Source organism: Rhizobium rhizoryzae, assembly GCF_011046895.1.
GTDB classification, from domain to species: domain Bacteria; phylum Pseudomonadota; class Alphaproteobacteria; order Rhizobiales; family Rhizobiaceae; genus Neorhizobium; species Neorhizobium rhizoryzae.
Map to the genome: position 1 here is coordinate 2,415,570 of NZ_CP049250.1, position 17,271 is coordinate 2,432,840.

A 17,271-nucleotide genomic window follows, 5' to 3' on the forward strand; every position below is an offset into this window, starting at 1 on the left:
GGCGCAAAGGCTCACAAGGCCCGCTGATTCAAGGCCCTCAACGTGACGGGGATGACGTTGCCGCACGCATACACAAAGACTTCTCTCGCAATCGCCCTGCTTTCCGGCATTGCTTCCTCTGCCATCGGCGCAGGTACGGCCAACGCCTTGACCCTTATGGACATGCTGCGCGGCGAGAAGCGCCAAAGCGTTCAGGAGCAGGTTGAAGGTCGCGTGCCGACGAGTGTGCAGCCACCCATCAGCCAGCGTGCGATTGATCTCAGCGATCCGGAGCCACTGCCGAAAGTTTCGGCCCCGAAATATTTCACCTACAAGGCAGACGCCTTCCGCGCCGTGAAGACCGCTGGTTTCGCGACTGCGTCGGCCACGGATGCCAGCCGTTTCCTTGCGCAGGCAAAGGTTTCCGCGCCGAGTGATGTCGCGAACGCGGTCGAAGCCTTCTACGCCAAGAACGCCGCTCTCCTCTGGGTAGACAAGGAAGATGTGAGCGAACGCGCCCGTGCGGTAATAGCGCTGATGGAAAAGGCTGGCGATTACGGTCTGAACCCGGCTGATTATCGCATTCCGGTGCCGACTTTCGTGACATCCAGCGTGTCCGATGCCCAGAAGCCTGTTGAAGCACCGGCGGTTACGCCTGTATCGGCCGATGCTTCTTCCGTACCCACTCCCGCTGCGGAGAGTCCTGCTGCCACGGCGGTCAAGCCTGCTGTCGCTCAGGCTCCAGATGAGCATCAGAAGGAACTGATGCAGTTCGAGCTGGCGCTGTCTGCCAAGGCTGTGCTGTTTGCGCAGGATATGGCACGTGGCCGGATCGACCCGAACCGGATCTCGGAATATCACGACCTGAAGCGACGCGACGTCAACCTTTCCTCCATTCTGCCAGGGCTGCAGAGTGCTGCAGATGCAAGCGTCTATCTGGACGGCATGGCGCCGAAGAGCGCGCAATTCCTGGCGCTGAAGGCGGAGCTTGCCAAGGTGCGCGCCGCTGCCGGGAATGAAGCGCAAGCGGTGCAGGTGCCTGAAACACTGAAGCTGAAGCCGGGTGAAAGCAATGCTGATCTGGCCAAGGTGATTGCTGCTATCCAGCACAAGGGTTCTGATGCCTTGAAGACGCAGCATTCCGCTGTCTTTGCGTCATACCAGAATACGCCGACCTACGCGCCGGAGCTGGTGGAGGTCGTCAAGAGCTTCCAGAAGGAAATCGGCCTGAAGGCCGATGGTGTCATCGGTCCGGCGACAGTGCGCGCCATGACCGGCCATACCTCCGACGACAAGATCGAGAAGCTGATCGTAGCGATGGAGCAGAGCAAATGGTTGCCGGACGATCTCGGCAGCCGCTATGTCTTCATCAACCAGCCAGCATTCCGGGTTTACTATCACCAGAACGGGCAGGAGCAGTTCTCCATGCGCGTGGTGGTGGGTTCGCCGAGCCATCAGACCTTCTTCTTCCAGGACGAAATCCAGACGGTCGAGCTCAATCCGTATTGGGGCGTCCCGCAGTCGATCATCATCAATGAGATGTTGCCGAAGCTTCGGCAGGATCCAAGCTATCTCGACCGCATGGGCTACCAGGTGGAAGTGTCTGGCAAGGCGGTCTCATCCACTGCCGTCGACTGGCGCGGATCCACGCAGGCGATTTCCGTGCGCCAGCCGCCATCGAGCGACAATGCTCTGGGCGAGTTGAAGATCCTGTTCCCGAACGCCCACGCCATCTATATGCATGACACGCCGCAGAAGAGCTTCTTCCAGCGTGACATGCGCGCGTTGAGCCACGGGTGTGTGCGTTTGGCGGAGCCCCGCAAGATGGCTGCCGCCGTGCTGGGCATTACCGAACAGGACCTGGCCGGCAAGATCGCTCAGGGCAAGAACCAGGCTATACAGGTTCCGCAGAAGTTCCCGGTCTACGTGGCTTATTTCACCGCATGGCCGAACAAGGACGGTCACATCGAGTATTTCGATGATATCTACAAGCGTGATGTTGCTGTTGAAAAGGCCTTCGAAATCACAAGCAAGGCGCGCGGCGCCTGATTTCCGAATGCTGATGTAAGCATAGGGGCCAGCCTTCATAGGGCTGGCCTTTTCCGTTCAGGCAGTGACCGGGAACGGGGCGCGATGGCTTGCGGCGAGCGTTTCCTGCACCAACTCGACGGTCAGTTCGTCGAAATGGCTGATGATGCGTGTGGGGTTCAGATCGGCGATCGGCACATCGGAATAGCCGAATGTTACGCCAAGCGATGCGACCGAGGCATTGTGGGCCGCCTGGATGTCGTTGACGCTGTCGCCGACCAGTATGCTTTTGGCAGGATCGCCGCCTGCCAGTCTGATCGTTTCGAGCAGATGCCGCCCATCCGGTTTGCGGAACGCGAAGGTATCTCCCCCAGTGATGACTGCCATTCGGTCCGCGAGGCCCAGCTTCCGCAGAAGGGGCACTGCCAGCTGTTCTGCCTTGTTCGTGCAGACAGCAACGCGGCAGCCATCACGTTCCAATCGGTCCAGGCTTGCCTCAAGACCGGCGAAAGGCCTGCTTAGTCCTGGCATATGCGCCTTGTAGTGATCGATGAAGCGATCAAACAGCGGGTCGACTTCCTGATCCGACAGCGGATATCCGCGCAGGTCAAATGCACGCCGGATCATGACCCGTGCTCCTTGTCCGACCAGATGCGTCAGATCATCGAAACTGACAGGTTCCAGATCGCGTGCTGCGATGGTGTGGTTGAGGCTTTCGATCAGATCGGGCGCAGTGTCGATCATCGTGCCGTCGAGATCGAAAACAACAAGGGTAGCAGTCAAAATCAAACCTTCCGAAGCAGAGAATGGGGGTGTCGCCAAGTCCATGGGTGGCGCGAGATTATGGATCGTGAGCAAGAATTGCAAATGGAGAGGAGAGAGTGTGCCTTTGTATTCTGGTCTTCGAATAGTCTCCAAGAAGCAGAAACTGGGACTTTTGTTTATCAGGCTGGCCGTGTAAACAGCACACAACGAAACAGATGGGAGCTTGCGGCGGATGGACGCCCGGGAAATGAAAATCAAGGCAGCCGAGGCTGCGCTCCAGCATGTTGAAGACGGGATGCGTCTTGGAATCGGCACCGGATCGACGGCGGAAGAATTTGTTCGACTGCTTGCGGAAAAGGTGTCGGGCGGCCTGCGGGTTCAGGGTGTACCAACATCGGAGCGAACCGCGCGCCTCTGCCTGGAGCTTGGAGTTCCACTCAAATCCCTGGATGAACTTCCCGAGCTGGATCTGACCATTGACGGTGCCGACGAAGTCGACGGCGCGCTGCGTCTGGTCAAGGGCGGCGGCGGCGCCTTGTTGCGCGAAAAGATCGTCGCGTCTGCGTCGAGCCGGATGATTGTCATTGCGGATGAAAGCAAGGTCGTGGAAACTCTCGGCAAATTTCCATTGCCGATCGAGGTCAATCCGTTTGGACTCGCCACAACGCGCATTGCGATCGAGAAACTGGCTTCCAAGCTTGGGCTTTCGGGCGATCTGAAGCTGAGAAAGTCGGACGATGGCGCCTTCACGACCGATGGCGGCCACCTGATTCTCGATGCTTTTTTTGGCCGTATTCCTGATGCAGAGGCATTGGCTACCCAGCTGAATTCAATACCCGGCGTCGTAGAGCACGGGCTGTTCATCAATATGGCATCGTTTGCGATCATTGCCGGACCGGCGGGTGCGCGAACGATGCAGGCGAAATAAGACAGGAGCATTGACACATGATCAGACAAGCGGTTTTCGGCCGTACCGCCGCGCTCGCCATTCTTCTTTCCGGTGTAGCGCTGAGCGCCCCCGTCAGCGCCCAGGAAATTCCTGCCGATCATCTGAAGGCGGCACGGGATGCGATTGCAGCCCTGAATGCCACGGATCGTTTCGATGCCATTCTTCCGAATCTCGCCGAGCGCCTGAAGAACGAATACACGGTTGCTTCGCCGAACTTCCAGACGCAGATTTCAAAGACTGTCGAGGCGGAGGCCTTGGCTTTGGCTCCGCGTCGTGCCGACCTGGAAAAAGAAGTCGCGGTGACCTTCGCGAAGTCCTTCACGGTTGATGAGCTGAAGCAGATCGCTTCTTTCTACTCCTCGCCAGTTGGCAAGAAATATCTTCAGACGCTCCCGCTCGTGCAGCGCGAAACGATGCGCGCCGCAGAAATCTGGGCGAATGGCATTTCGCGTGATCTGACTGCCAACAGCACCGCCAAGCTGCGCACCGTGATGGATGCCAACAAGGTGAAGGCTCCGACGGCAGACGCAACGGGCAACGCTCCGAAGCCCTGATCTACCGCTTCCAGATGTTTATAAGATGAGCCCGGTTCTGCCGGGCTTTTCCTTGTGTGCCATCGCACACTATATGAAGTGCCAATCCCATTCGCCGGACAATCCACAGGAGCCTCACATGACCAGCTATGATTACGACCTCTTTGTTATCGGCGGCGGGTCAGGTGGTGTAAGATCCGGACGGCTTGCGGCCTCGATGGGCAAGAAGGTGGCGATTGCGGAAGAATACCGTTTCGGCGGCACATGTGTCATCCGCGGCTGCGTGCCGAAGAAACTATTCGTCTATGCTTCCCAATATCATGAGCACTTCGAAGATGCGGCCGGATATGGCTGGACTGTCGGTGAAAGCAGCTTCAACTGGCAAGCGCTCATTGAAGCCAAGGACAAGGAAATTGCCCGCCTTGAAGGGCTTTATCGTCGCGGGCTCGAAAATGCCGGGGCTGAAATTCTGGATACGCGTGCAGAACTTGTGGATGCCCATACGATCCGTCTCGTCAAGACGGACACGACCGTGACGGCAGAACGCATCGTGATTGCAACCGGCGGCACGGCAAACCCGCACGCATCGCTGCCGGGCTCCGAATTCTGCATCACCTCCAACGAAGCCTTCCATCTGGAGGAGCTGCCGAAATCCATCCTGATCGCGGGCGGTGGCTATATCGCTGTCGAATTCGCCAACATCTTCCATGGGCTTGGTGTTGACACGACGTTGATCTATCGCGGAAAGGAAATCCTGTCCCGCTTCGATCGCGACATGCGTGAGGGCCTTCATAAGGCGATGGTCGACAAGGGCATCCGTATCATGCTGACAGACGTCATCGAAGAGGTCACGAAATCTCCGGCGGGCGGGCTGACAGCGCGCACCAAGGCGGGCGCCAGCGTTTCTGCCGATCAGATCATGCTCGCACTCGGCCGTGATCCGAACACTGCTGGCCTCGGTCTTGAAAACGCAGGTGTCGAAATTGATGCGCGGGGCGCCATTGTCGTGGATGCCTATTCACGCACGAATGTGCCGCATATCTTCGCGCTGGGTGATGTGACGGATCGGGTACAGCTCACTCCAGTCGCCATTCACGAAGCGATGTGCTTCATCGAGACCGAGTTCAAGAACAATCCGACCGCACCGGACCATGATCTGATCGCGACCGCCGTGTTTTCCCAGCCGGAAATCGGCACGGTCGGGCTTTCCGAAGAAGAGGCGTGCAAACGCTTCGACGAAATCGAAGTGTATCGCGCGGAGTTCCGTCCGATGAAAGCAACACTTTCCGGACGCGCCGAAAAGATGATCATGAAGCTCGTGGTCAATGCGGCAGATCGGAAGGTGGTCGGAGCGCATATCCTGGGGCACGACGCGGGTGAAATGGCGCAGCTGCTGGGCATTTCGCTCAAAGCCGGCGTGACCAAGGACGACTTCGACCGCACCATGGCGGTTCATCCGACCGCTGCCGAAGAGCTTGTGACCATGTACAAGCCGAGCTACCGCGTGAAGGGTGGAGAGCGCATCAACGGTTGATGCGTTCGCTTTGCTTGATTTTTAGGAAGCGCGAGCCAGGGCTCGCGCTTCGATATTCCCAATATGGCACTTAGGTTGTCAGGCGAGGGGAGTTCATCAGCTTGCGGAACAGGGTCTGCATGGCTTTGCCGATGTCTTCGTTCGGAGATGCTTCAATAAAGTAACCGGGTGTTGCGCAAGCTTCCATGCTCGGGCGCAGACGCGAATCAAAGGGCTTGATTCTGTTCACCCAAAATTTGTCGTCCGGCAATGGAATGTAGGTGGTGTAGACGACGGCGACCTTGATGCCTTTGTCTTTCAGGTCCTTGCATGCAGCTGGATCTATAGGTTCCATGCAGCGGTCATCCTTCTGGCTGCCGGAGCAGACCGCCTTTTCTGCATCGGTCATGCCATCTGAAACAAGAAAGACTACCTTTTGCCGATCAGTCGTACTGTTGCCCGTGCCAACTGTGCCGACCACCGGCTTGATGCTCGCGAAAGTGCTGGCAAAGTCTGTCAGTGTATTGTCGTTATAGTTGTTCTTTACCGTGGACATCAAATCAAGATTGGTTACGGCTTTATCGACATCGTCCATGTTGGATGTCAATTTGGCAATTTCCTTCAGTCCGAGATTATCCGCGTTTGTGCCAAATGAATAAACCGCCATGCGGTATTGATTGTTTACCAGTTTGTATAGGTCGACGTCTTCCGTGAGCTTCTTCGTTGCATCACGCACAACATCAATACGCAGCTTTACGCTCAGGTTACGGGCAGCCTGTAAGGTGTTGTCCTCGGCTTTTCCGGTCGCGTGACAGGCAAAAGCGCAACCGAAGTTTGCTTCCAACTTAGCGATATCCGCATTCGTCGCGCCCAGACCCATGGAAGGGGTATTGTCCAGCAGCATGAAGAAATCGATGAAGGCGTTGGTCTGGTATGTCGCCTTGGCCGCGCCGCTTACCCCGATGCTCTCCTTGCCAATGACGCCCATGAAGGCTGTGGGTATTGCTGCCGTGAAGCTGACATTGGAAGTCAGTTCCGAATTCTCACGCTTTATACTCACGCTGACGGATTTGAGACGGTCGCGAAGTGTCTGTGGCAACTGCGCCAGGAAAAGCCGTCTGGCATCATCGTTGCCTAACTGGATTTCGCCGTTCGCGGGCATGGTCATGGCTTGCGCCACGGATGTCGATTTTTCCGACAGGGCTCCTACCGCCGCCGCATCGGCGGCATTCATCAGCGCGGTTCGCTCATCCACGGCCATGCCAAAATCGACAGCCAGACCGGCCGCAGCGATGAGCGGTACAATGAGGAGGGCAGTCATGACACCGAAGTTTCCTTGCTGGTCCGACTTGATCGCCCTGTAGTTGTTTAGTCGAAATTTTTTCATTAAATCGTCTCGGCGGCGAAAATATTAGCTTTGTCTATCCATATAGTACTATGTATTGCTATCTTCGAAACGAGATTGGTTTAACATAGCTTAACTTATATTAGATTTAATTTACATCGGAGCTGACTTATATTTTGGAACGATGAAGTAGGCAGCGTTGGCAGGCATTGCCTGGTTCGGTCTCTGCTGTGCATGAGGTGGTCTCTTATTGGTCCCGATACAGGCCAGACATGCGCCTTTCCGCTCTATGCAAGGCTGCCTCAAAGGTTTATAAGCCGCCAACTTCAAACGAGGTGCGATGAGGCACTGCGTAATCAAAACGGACGAAAGACAATGGCAGAAACCTGGACACCAAGCACATGGCGGCAAAAACCGATCCAGCAGGTTCCGGATTATCCGGATGCGGACGCGCTGAAGGCGACGGAAGCCCAGCTTTCCACGTTCCCGCCACTCGTCTTTGCAGGTGAGGCGCGTCGTCTCAAGAAGTCTCTCGCCAATGTTGCCGAAGGCAATGGCTTCCTGTTGCAGGGCGGCGATTGCGCGGAAAGCTTCCTGGAGCATGGCGCAGACAATATTCGCGACTTCTTCCGCGCCTTCCTGCAGATGGCTGTCGTTCTGACTTTTGGCGCGCAGCAGCCAGTGGTCAAGGTTGGTCGTATTGCTGGCCAGTTCGCAAAGCCGCGCTCCTCGAACTTCGAGAAGCAGGGCGACATTGAGCTTCCGTCCTACCGCGGCGATATCATCAATGGCATCGAGTTCACGCCGGAGGCGCGCATTCCCGCGCCTGAGCGTCAGCTCAAGGCCTATCGCCAGTCGGCAGCCACGCTGAACCTTTTGCGTGCCTTTGCCATGGGTGGTTATGCGAACCTCGAAAACGTTCATCAGTGGATGCTGGGTTTCGTCAAGGATAGCCCGCAGGGTGAGCGCTACAAGAAGCTGGCGGATCGCATCTCCGAAACGATGGACTTCATGAAGGCCGTCGGCATTACGTCGGAAAACAATCCTGCGCTGCGTGAAACGGATTTCTTCACCAGCCACGAGGCGCTGCTGCTGGGCTACGAAGAGGCATTGACGCGCGTCGATTCGACGTCCGGCGACTGGTATGCCACGTCCGGCCACATGATCTGGATCGGTGACCGTACGCGTCAGCCCGATCACGCTCATGTCGAGTTCTGCCGCGGCATCAAAAATCCGATCGGTTTGAAGTGTGGTCCATCCATGACTGCCGATGGTTTGCTTCAGTTGATCGATATCCTGAACCCGACCAATGAAGCAGGCCGTCTGACGCTCATCTGCCGTTTCGGCTACGACAAGGTTGCCGAGCATCTGCCGCGCCTCATTCGCGCCGTCGAGCGGGAAGGCCGCAAGGTGGTCTGGTCCTGTGATCCAATGCACGGCAACACAATCACGTTGAACAACTACAAGACACGTCCGTTTGACCGCGTCTTGTCAGAAGTGGAAAGCTTCTTCCAGATCCATCGTTCGGAAGGCTCGCATCCGGGTGGTATCCACATCGAGATGACCGGCAAGGACGTGACCGAATGCACTGGCGGCGCGCGTGCCGTATCGGCTGGCGATCTTCAGGATCGCTACCACACGCATTGCGATCCGCGCCTCAACGCCGATCAGGCGCTTGAACTGGCATTCCTGCTGGCAGAGCGCATGAAGTCGGGACGTGAGGAAAAGCGTTTGGCGGTTAACGCCTGATCCTGTCTCTCAGGAAAGCTTGAAAAAAGGAAAGGCCGGTGGGGGGAACCGGCCTTTCTCTTTGTGAGGCTGTGCTGGCAAAGCCTCATGTCTTGGATCAAAGTGGAAGGGCACTTTCACCCAAGGTTTATTACTGCTTGCTGATGTAGCTCAGGTTATAGTTGTGTTCTTACCAATTCATTAATGGTTGAGGGATTGCAAAGCTTTGCACGCAGAATTTTGGGAGAAAGTTGCTCAACTTTCTGACATCGGCCGCATCCGCTTCGGCTGAAGTTTACCGACGAAATTTGTCTCATGCGCGTTGCGGAGCTTTGTCCTGCACGCTAAATCAGGGGCATGACTCAGGATATCGCTTCGACTTTCCATATCGCGCTCGCTCAACTGAATCCGACAGTCGGTGACGTCGCGGGAAACCTTGCTCTCGCCCGCCAGGCCAGGCGCGATGCCGCCAAGAGCGGGGCGCATATCGTGGTCTTCACCGAACTCTTTCTGAGCGGCTACCCCCCGGAGGATCTGGTGCTGAAGCCTGCTTTCTTGAAAGCATGCTGGAAGGCGCTGGAAGACCTGGTCGAGGACAGCAAGGATGGTGGACCGGGCTTCGTGATCGGCCTTCCGCGCCAGAGCGACAAGGGACGCCACAATTCCGTTGCCATCGTCGATAACGGTCGGATTCTGGCGCTGCGCGACAAGATCGATCTGCCGAACTATGGCGAGTTCGACGAGAAGCGCGTGTTCGTTGAAGGCGAGATGCCGGGACCGGTGAATTTCCGCGGTGTGCGCATCGGTGTTCCGATCTGCGAAGAGATCTGGAACGATCTTGGTGTGTGCGAAACACTGGCGGAAAGCGGTGCCGAGATCCTCATCGTGCCGAATGGCTCGCCCTATTATCGCGGCAAGGTGGAAGTTCGCCATCAAGTGGCGCTGAAGCAGGTTATCGAGAGCGGTTTGCCGCTGATTTTCGTCAACCAGCTGGGCGGTCAGGACGAACTGGTTTTCGATGGTGCGAGCTTCGGTCTGAATGCTGACAAGACGCTTGCTTTCCAGATGGCAGAATTCGAAACCGGACTGGAGACGACGGATTGGGTTCGTTCCGACGATGGATGGCGTTGCAATAATGGACCCGTTGTCACCATTCCTGAGCGGGAAGAGGCGGACTATCGCGCCTGCCTTCTGGGCTTCCGCGATTACGTGAACAAGAACGGGTTCAAATCTGTCGTCCTCGGCATGTCCGGCGGCATCGATTCTGCCGTCTGCGCTGCGATTGCCGTGGATGCACTCGGAAGCGACCGGGTGCGCACAGTCATGCTGCCTTACCGCTACACATCCGAAGAAAGCTTCAAGGATGCGGCAGAATGCGCGAAGGCGCTTGGTGCGCATTACGATATCGTGCCGATCTCTGAGCCGGTTGAAGGCTTTCTGTCGGCGCTTTCGGAAATGTTCGAGGGGACCGAGGAAGGTATCACGGAAGAGAATCTGCAAAGCAGGACGCGTGGCACCATTCTGATGGCGATTTCGAACAAGTTCGGGGCCATGGTGGTGACAACCGGCAACAAGTCCGAAATGTCGGTTGGCTATGCGACGCTTTACGGCGATATGAACGGCGGCTTCAACCCTATCAAGGACCTGTACAAGATGCAGGTCTATGCGCTGGCAGCCTGGCGCAATCAGAATGTGCCGCAAGGGGCGCTCGGTCCGGGTGGCGAAGTCATTCCCGCCAATATTCTGTCCAAGGCACCCTCGGCAGAGCTGCGCCCCAACCAGACGGACCAGGATTCGCTGCCGCCTTACCCCGTGCTCGACGACATTCTCGAATGCCTTGTCGAGGGCGAAATGGGGGTCGACCAGATCGTGGCACGCGGCCATGACATTGCAACCGTACATCGCGTGGAACATCTTCTCTATCTGGCGGAATACAAGCGTCGTCAGTCTGCGCCCGGCGTAAAGATCACGAAGAAGAATTTTGGCCGGGATCGCCGCTATCCCATCACCAACCGTTTTCGCGATCGGTGAGGTAGGGCGGAGCTTGATCTCGTCTTTCTCTCTGTCCGTCGACGCTGGCTGCGTCTTCAGGCTGAAAGGCTTCCCGTTTGTTCCGGCCATCGATGTGAAATTGAGAGGTATGTCGGCGTGCGAGACTGTATGGTCGATGGTGAAGCCTTTGCAGCCGACGCCCGGGAGGCCGTATACCGAGCCATTCACACGCGCCGGGACGTGCGCGACCAATTCTTGAGTGATCCTCTGCCGGATGATCTGGTCCGTCGCTTGCTGAAAGCTGCCCATGCCGCGCCCTCCGTCGGTTTCATGCAGCCCTGGAGCTTCATCCTGGTGCGGTCAGAGGAAACGAAGCAAGCAGCCTGGAAGGCCTTCAGCAAGGCGAATGCAGAAGCAGAGGCGATGTTCGCCGACGAGAAGCGAGATCTCTATCGGAGCCTCAAGCTTGAGGGCATACGCAAGGCGCCGCTGTCCATTATCGTGACCTGCGACCCGGACCGCGCCGGGCCGGTGGTGCTGGGGCGTACCCATAATCCGCGCATGGACGTCTATTCCACCGTCTGCGCCGTTCAGAACCTCTGGCTTGCCGCACGAGCCGAAGGGGTAGGTGTTGGCTGGGTCAGCATTTTCCAGGATGACGATGTTCGCGCGCTGCTCGGAATTCCTGAGCGGATCCAGATCGTGGCATGGCTTTGCCTGGGTTACGTGCGCGAACTCTATCAGGAGCCAGAACTGGCGGTGAAAGGCTGGCGGCAAAGGCTCGATCTCGACCAGCTCATTTGCGAGGAGCGCTGGCGAGAGAGGTCGTAACGTCTAGGCCGCTTATTACTGAGTCGGCTCTATGCCGGGCCGGTTCAACTCCGCGTCCTGACTGTCCGGATAGAATTGCGGGCCAACCGTGCGAACCGGCTGATCCGGTTTCCATTCCCTGACCGGCGGGACCGGAGAGAGATCCTTTGGCGTGGAGGGGCGCATTTTGCCAAGCGTGATGACCGAGGAACCCGGTTTCTGCGTATCCGTCCGCTGAATGGACGATGAGGCTGCGCCCGGAGCATCGGGATTGATCGAGGCCGGCACGTTGGCATAGTCGATCTCGCCGCATTTGAGCTGCAGCATTTCCTTGCGGATGACCTCTGGATCCCTGCCGAGAGAATTCACCAGCTTTCCCTGTGCCGTACGAGAGGCAAGGACGGCCTGCCTGTCTCGCTCCGTATCGGCAAGTTGCTGCTCCAGATCCCGACAGGGGTCGTTTCGCCCGAAGGTGACGATGCTGCCGGTGCCGCAACGAAGTCGCTGCATTTCGCCGCGAATTTCGCGGGATGCTGCGGTGATGTCGCTCAAAGCCTTTGCGTGGGAATTGGCCGTCTGCGTGCTGCCAATGACAGTCGTCGCACCTGACAGTTCCTTGCCGAGAGCCACGCAACGTGCCGCATTATCCGCTGCAGATGCGACTGCTGGCAGACACAGGACAATAGCCGCGAATAGCTGGCGATGAGGCATGAACGATGCTTCCCTGCTTCGACACAAACGAAAACCCGGAGGCAGTTTCCGGCCTCCGGGTTTAAATTATCATAAACGGCCTGTGTGAGGCTTAAGAGATCGCGGCGAAATCCGTATGGGATGCCTCCACGACTGCCAGCGCCGCCATGTTGACGACACCGCGGGACGTGACCGAGGTGGACAGGATATGCGCCGGCTGGGCCGCACCCAGAAGGATTGGCCCCACATGCAGGGCGTCCATCATGGTGCGAACAAGGCCCAGCGAGATGTTCGACGAATCGAGGTTCGGAAACACGAGAAGATTCGCTTCGCCCGAAAGGTCGCTGTTGGGCATGGCGCGCTTGCGCAAACTTTCCGACAGGGCAGAACCTGCCTGCATCTCACCATCGACTTCGAGGTCGGGAGCACGCTGGCGGATGATCTCCAGTGCTGCGCGCATCTTGCGTGCGCTTTCTGAATCACGGCTGCCGAAGTTGGAATGCGACAGCAGGGCTGCCTTTGGCACGATGCCGAAGCGGCGGATTTCCTGAGCCGCCAGAATGGTGATCTCGGCAATCTCCTCATGCGTCGGGTTGTCGTTCACGAAGGTATCCGTGAAGAAGACCGGGCCCTTCTGCGTGATCAGAAGGCTCAAGCTGGAGAAGGCGCAGACGCCCTTCCGCTTGCCGATGATCTGGCTGACATCACGCAGGTGACGGTCAAAGCCGCCTTCGACGCCGCAGATCAGGGCATCCGCATCGCTACGCTTGACGGCAAGCGCGCCGATTACGGTGTTGTTCGTACGCACAATGGTGCGGGCCGTTTCCGGGTTGATGCCAGCACGACCGACAAGCGAGAGATATTCATCGACATAGTCGCGGTAGCGCGGATCATCCTCGGGGTTGACCACCTCGAAGTCTACGTTTGGCCTGATGCGAATGCCGAAACGCTGCAGACGTGCCTCGATGACCGATGGGCGACCGATGAGAACCGGTACGCCGGTCTTTTCTTCAAGCAGCACCTGCGCCGCACGCAGCACGCGCTCGTCCTCGCCTTCGGAGAAGATCACGCGCTTCTTTTCTGCAGCGCGCGCACTGGTGAAGATCGGCTTCATGACGAAGCCGGAGCGCCAGACAAAACGGCTCAACTGATCCAGGTAGTGATCGAAGTCAGCGATCGGGCGGGCCGCGACGCCGCTCTCTGCCGCAGCCTTTGCCACTGCCGGCGCAATGCGCAGGATCAGGCGCGGGTCGAAGGGCGAGGGGATAAGGTAGTTTGGTCCGAATACCGGCGTCTCATCAGCATAGGCGCGTGCGGCGACATCGGAAATTTCTTCGCGTGCCAGACCGGCAATCGCCTTGACCGCCGCCATCTTCATTTCTTCGTTGATGGTCGTTGCACCGCAATCCAGCGCACCGCGGAAGATGTAGGGGAAGCAGAGGACGTTGTTGACCTGGTTCGGGAAATCGGAACGACCAGTACAGATCATCGCGTCCGGACGGGCAGCGCGCGCAAGTTCCGGCATGATTTCCGGGGTCGGGTTTGCCAGAGCCATGATGAGCGGCTTTTCGGCCATCTGCTCCAGCAGTTCCGGCTTCAGGACACCCGCGGCGGAGAGGCCGAGGAAAACGTCCGCACCGCCGATGCTTTCGGCCAGCAGACGCTTGTCGCTCTTCTGGGCGTAGATTTCCTTCCACGGGTCCATCAGAACGTTGCGGCCATCATAGACCAGACCTTCGATGTCATGGACCCATATGTTTTCGCGTTTCGCGCCCAGCGATACCAGCAAGTTCAGGCAGGCCAGGGCAGCGGCGCCAGCGCCCGAAGTGACGATCTTGACGTTCTCGATGTTCTTTCCGGCCAGTTCCAGACCGTTGAGGATAGCTGCGGCGACGATGATGGCCGTACCATGCTGGTCATCATGGAACACCGGAATATTCATCTTTTCGCGAAGCTGGCGCTCCACCTCGAAACATTCCGGCGCCTTGATGTCTTCAAGGTTGATGCCGCCGAAGGTGGGCTCCAGAGCGGCAATCGTGGAGACCATGCTGTCGACCGTTTCGGCAGCGATCTCGATATCGAAAACATCGATGGCAGCAAATTTCTTGAAGAGGACGGCCTTGCCTTCCATCACTGGCTTGGAGGCGAGGGGACCAATATTGCCGAGGCCAAGAACAGCGGTCCCGTTGGAAACGACCGCTACCAGATTGGCGCGGGCAGTGTAGTCGGCAGCGGCTTCCGGATTGTCGCGAATCGCAAGGCACGGAGCGGCAACGCCCGGCGAATAGGCGAGAGCCAGATCGCGCTGGTTGCCCAGAGGCTTTGTCGGCTGGATTTCAAGCTTTCCGGGGCGCGGATAGCGGTGGAAGAACAATGCCTGTTCATCAAGATCCGCCTGTGGGGCTGCTTTCGCCGATTGATCCTTGCCCTGCTGCTCCATCGCCAGCTCCTTCCGTTTCATCATGTGCTTCGTGGTCTCTTACAACAATCCGTGCCTGGGAACAGTACTGAATTCTTGGGTATCACTTACTCAAGGGCACATCTCACGGCAGTTGAGAGACTGCAAAATCCGTTATCCCGGTCACCTGTCATCTTCCTGATAAATGACTCTGATTTCTGAATGTCATGGGGGCGGTGCGACGAAAGGAAGATCTCGTGACTGTGACGACGGAAACCAGACACTTCAGAACGCTTTTCATCTCGGATATCCACCTGGGATCGAAGGCGGCGCGGACCGACTTTCTTCTCGACTTCCTGCGGTACCATGAAGCGGAAACGCTGGTTCTTGTCGGCGATATTGTTGATGGCTGGCGCCTGAAGCGTAACTGGTACTGGCCGCAGGGCTGCAACGATGTCGTCCAGAAGCTCTTGCGCAAAGCGCGCAAGGGAACGCGTATTGTCTACATTCCCGGCAATCACGATGAGTTTCTCCGCTCCTTCCCCGGCGTTCACTTCGGCGGCATCGAGGTGGCCGAGCGCATGATCCACGAAGCGGCGGACGGCAAGAAGTATCTGGTTCTTCATGGCGACGAGTTCGATGTCGTGGTGCGCAACATCCGACTGCTCGCCTATCTGGGCGATTGGGCCTATGATGCGGCTATCGCAATCAACGTGGTTCTGGCGGCCATTCGCCGCAAGCTGCATCTGCCTTATTGGTCGTTTTCCGCCTGGGCCAAGCTGCAGGTAAAGCAGGCCGTCAATTTCATCGGCGAGTTCCAGAACGTCGTTGCCGAGGAGGCGCGCCGCAACAACGTGGACGGCGTCATCTGCGGTCACATTCATCACGCCACGATGGAGGATATCGGCGACATTCGCTACATCAATACGGGCGATTGGGTGGAGAGCTGCACGGCCATTGCGGAGCATATGGATGGCACACTCGAGCTGATCTCCTGGCAAAAGATTGCCGTGACCGCCGATATCAAGGCGCTGCCCATGCCTAAGGACCAGCGTGAGGACATGCAGGCAGCATAGGGCAGGACCCATAAACAGGCCTGCATGCTGCCCGTGCCTGCGCAGCTTCTATTGCCGTTGCGCAACATTGCCGAGGCTTTATCAGAATTGCCGGTCTGGCTGCCCAAACCACTGCAGCCGGGGCTGTCAAACATCCGAAATTTCTTTAAGAGAGGCGATCTCTGAATTCGAGAATCGCCGGAGCCCGCTGTGGCCGAGACTGCCGTTCCTTCCGCACCTTCGGGCTTTGCCATGCGTTGCGCCTTTGCCTATGCGGCAGCGATGAGCGTGAACGGTATCCTGCTACCTTTCTTTCCGGCGTGGCTGAAGTCGCTATCCCTGAACGAATTCGAGATCGGCGTCATTTTGACAGTTCCGATCATCCTTCGGCTTGTCTCCGCGCCCCTTGCGGGCGCCCTCGCAGACCGTATGTCGGAGCGTGTTCTGGTCCTCATCGTTTCTGCGGTGTTTTCCCTGGTGACCGCCGTGCTTCTGATCTGGGCCGGTGGCTTCTGGACGGTTCTCATCATCTTCAGCCTGCAGGGCGCAGCTTTTGCTCCGTTCATGCCGGTTCTCGAATCGATTACCGTTATGGGCGTTCGCCGCTGGGGATATCGTTACGGTACCATTCGTGTCTGGGGATCGATCGGTTTTGTGGTTTCGACCCTGATCGCCGGTTGGGCGATCTCGCATCTCTCCAGCCGGATTGTTCCGGAAGCGACAGCGCTGACCTATCTCCTGACACTGTGTGCTGCCCTGATGGCGCCGCGCCTGGGAAGAGCGATGAGAGCGCCGACGGCTGATCCGACCGGTATGCGGCAGGTGGCCCGCTTGCCGTTTCGTTCAAGTCTCAACCTGCTCATGATAGGCTGTACGATCGTGCAGTCCACACATGGAATGTATTACGCCTTCTCTGGAATTTACTGGCAGGGCATAGGCTTCAGCGGTCAGGAGATCGGCATTCTTTGGGCATCCGGCGTCATTGCCGAGATTCTGTTCTTTTTCTGCGCGGGACGGATTGTCCGGCATGTTTCAGCGGTCAGTCTCATCCTGATCGGGTCAGTGGCCGCCGTGATTCGCTGGTCGCTGTTTGCAACCCCCTTGAGCTTTGAAGCCTCTGTCCTGCTACAGTGCAGCCATGCGCTGAGTTTCGCGTTTCTTCATTTCGGAATGCAGCAGAAGATCGTCGAGGTAGTGCACGAAAGTCAGGAATCCTCCATTCAAGGCACGTTCTTCTTCTACAATGGCGCCTTCCTGGCTGCATCTACCTTCCTGTCAGGCTTGATCTATCATTCGCTCGGGCAGAATTCCTACTACGTCATGTCTGCGGTGGCAGCTTTCGGCTTGTTGATTACATGGACCGTTTCACGTCAAGGGTGGCGACATTAGATGGATGATGGTCGAAGTTGCAGACTATTGATGGCCTAACCTGAAATTGTTCTGTGGCTTTAGGGTTACTGAAGGGTGATTTCGGGATCGGATGCCA

13 protein-coding genes and 1 pseudogene are annotated in these 17,271 nt (G+C 57.5%); 9 read left to right on the forward strand and 5 right to left on the reverse strand.

Annotation, left to right across the window (positions count from 1 at the left end; all coding sequences use genetic code 11):
- Positions 1-51 precede the first annotated feature (51 nt).
- Positions 52-2,028, forward strand: a complete 1,977-nt coding sequence (locus G6N80_RS17500) for a L,D-transpeptidase family protein (protein ID WP_165135647.1) — start codon at positions 52-54, stop codon at positions 2,026-2,028.
- A gap of 57 nt (positions 2,029-2,085) precedes the next feature.
- Here G6N80_RS17500 and G6N80_RS17505 read toward each other — a convergent pair whose 3' ends face one another.
- On the reverse strand, positions 2,086-2,751 hold the full coding sequence (locus G6N80_RS17505; protein ID WP_246251509.1) for an HAD family hydrolase: 666 nt from the start codon (positions 2,749-2,751) through the stop codon (positions 2,086-2,088).
- Positions 2,752-3,004: 253 nt separating this feature from the next.
- Between G6N80_RS17505 and rpiA the strand changes: the two genes are divergently transcribed.
- The 3 genes from rpiA (at position 3,005) to gor (ending at position 5,788) form a co-directional block, all read left to right on the forward strand.
- Positions 3,005-3,700 carry a ribose-5-phosphate isomerase RpiA gene (gene rpiA, locus G6N80_RS17510; RefSeq protein WP_062554283.1) on the forward strand — a complete coding sequence of 232 codons (696 nt, stop codon included), beginning with the start codon at positions 3,005-3,007 and terminating at the stop codon, positions 3,698-3,700.
- A 17-nt stretch (positions 3,701-3,717) separates the two neighbouring features.
- Complete coding sequence (locus G6N80_RS17515) at positions 3,718-4,275, forward strand: DUF2059 domain-containing protein (RefSeq protein WP_062554284.1); 558 nt, start codon at positions 3,718-3,720, stop codon at positions 4,273-4,275.
- Between the two features lie 118 nt (positions 4,276-4,393).
- A complete protein-coding gene (gor, locus tag G6N80_RS17520) occupies positions 4,394-5,788 on the forward strand; it encodes a glutathione-disulfide reductase (protein ID WP_062554285.1) in 1,395 nt (464 codons plus the stop codon).
- A 70-nt stretch (positions 5,789-5,858) separates the two neighbouring features.
- Here gor and G6N80_RS17525 read toward each other — a convergent pair whose 3' ends face one another.
- Positions 5,859-7,028: a 3'-5' exonuclease family protein gene (locus tag G6N80_RS17525; RefSeq protein ID WP_246251431.1), complete on the reverse strand. Its 1,170-nt coding sequence runs from the start codon at positions 7,026-7,028 to the stop codon at positions 5,859-5,861.
- Positions 7,029-7,154 (reverse strand): annotated as a pseudogene (locus G6N80_RS23585) (TadE/TadG family type IV pilus assembly protein); the annotation flags it as partial.
- A 333-nt stretch (positions 7,155-7,487) separates the two neighbouring features.
- Here G6N80_RS23585 and G6N80_RS17530 point away from each other — a divergent pair.
- The 3 genes from G6N80_RS17530 (at position 7,488) to bluB (ending at position 11,663) form a co-directional block, all read left to right on the forward strand.
- A complete protein-coding gene (locus tag G6N80_RS17530; RefSeq protein ID WP_062554287.1) occupies positions 7,488-8,861 on the forward strand; it encodes a class II 3-deoxy-7-phosphoheptulonate synthase in 1,374 nt (457 codons plus the stop codon).
- Between the two features lie 336 nt (positions 8,862-9,197).
- The gene (locus tag G6N80_RS17535; RefSeq protein ID WP_165135656.1) at positions 9,198-10,871 is read left to right on the forward strand and encodes an NAD+ synthase; all 1,674 of its coding nucleotides are present in this window, start codon (positions 9,198-9,200) and stop codon (positions 10,869-10,871) included.
- 129 nt (positions 10,872-11,000) lie between these two features.
- Complete coding sequence (gene bluB / locus G6N80_RS17540; RefSeq protein WP_165137158.1) at positions 11,001-11,663, forward strand: 5,6-dimethylbenzimidazole synthase; 663 nt, start codon at positions 11,001-11,003, stop codon at positions 11,661-11,663.
- A gap of 15 nt (positions 11,664-11,678) precedes the next feature.
- Here bluB and G6N80_RS17545 read toward each other — a convergent pair whose 3' ends face one another.
- Together G6N80_RS17545 and G6N80_RS17550 are read right to left on the reverse strand one after the other, a co-directional pair.
- Positions 11,679-12,353 carry a hypothetical protein gene (locus G6N80_RS17545; protein ID WP_062554290.1) on the reverse strand — a complete coding sequence of 225 codons (675 nt, stop codon included), beginning with the start codon at positions 12,351-12,353 and terminating at the stop codon, positions 11,679-11,681.
- Positions 12,354-12,444: 91 nt separating this feature from the next.
- Positions 12,445-14,772, reverse strand: coding sequence for an NADP-dependent malic enzyme (locus G6N80_RS17550; RefSeq protein ID WP_165137161.1), 2,328 nt, complete (start codon positions 14,770-14,772; stop codon positions 12,445-12,447).
- Positions 14,773-14,987: 215 nt separating this feature from the next.
- Here G6N80_RS17550 and G6N80_RS17555 point away from each other — a divergent pair, with 215 nt between their 5' ends.
- A complete protein-coding gene (locus G6N80_RS17555; protein WP_425503894.1) occupies positions 14,988-15,806 on the forward strand; it encodes a UDP-2,3-diacylglucosamine diphosphatase in 819 nt (272 codons plus the stop codon).
- A gap of 189 nt (positions 15,807-15,995) precedes the next feature.
- Positions 15,996-17,174, forward strand: a complete 1,179-nt coding sequence (locus G6N80_RS17560; RefSeq protein ID WP_165135662.1) for an MFS transporter — start codon at positions 15,996-15,998, stop codon at positions 17,172-17,174.
- Positions 17,175-17,271: the final 97 nt, after the last annotated feature.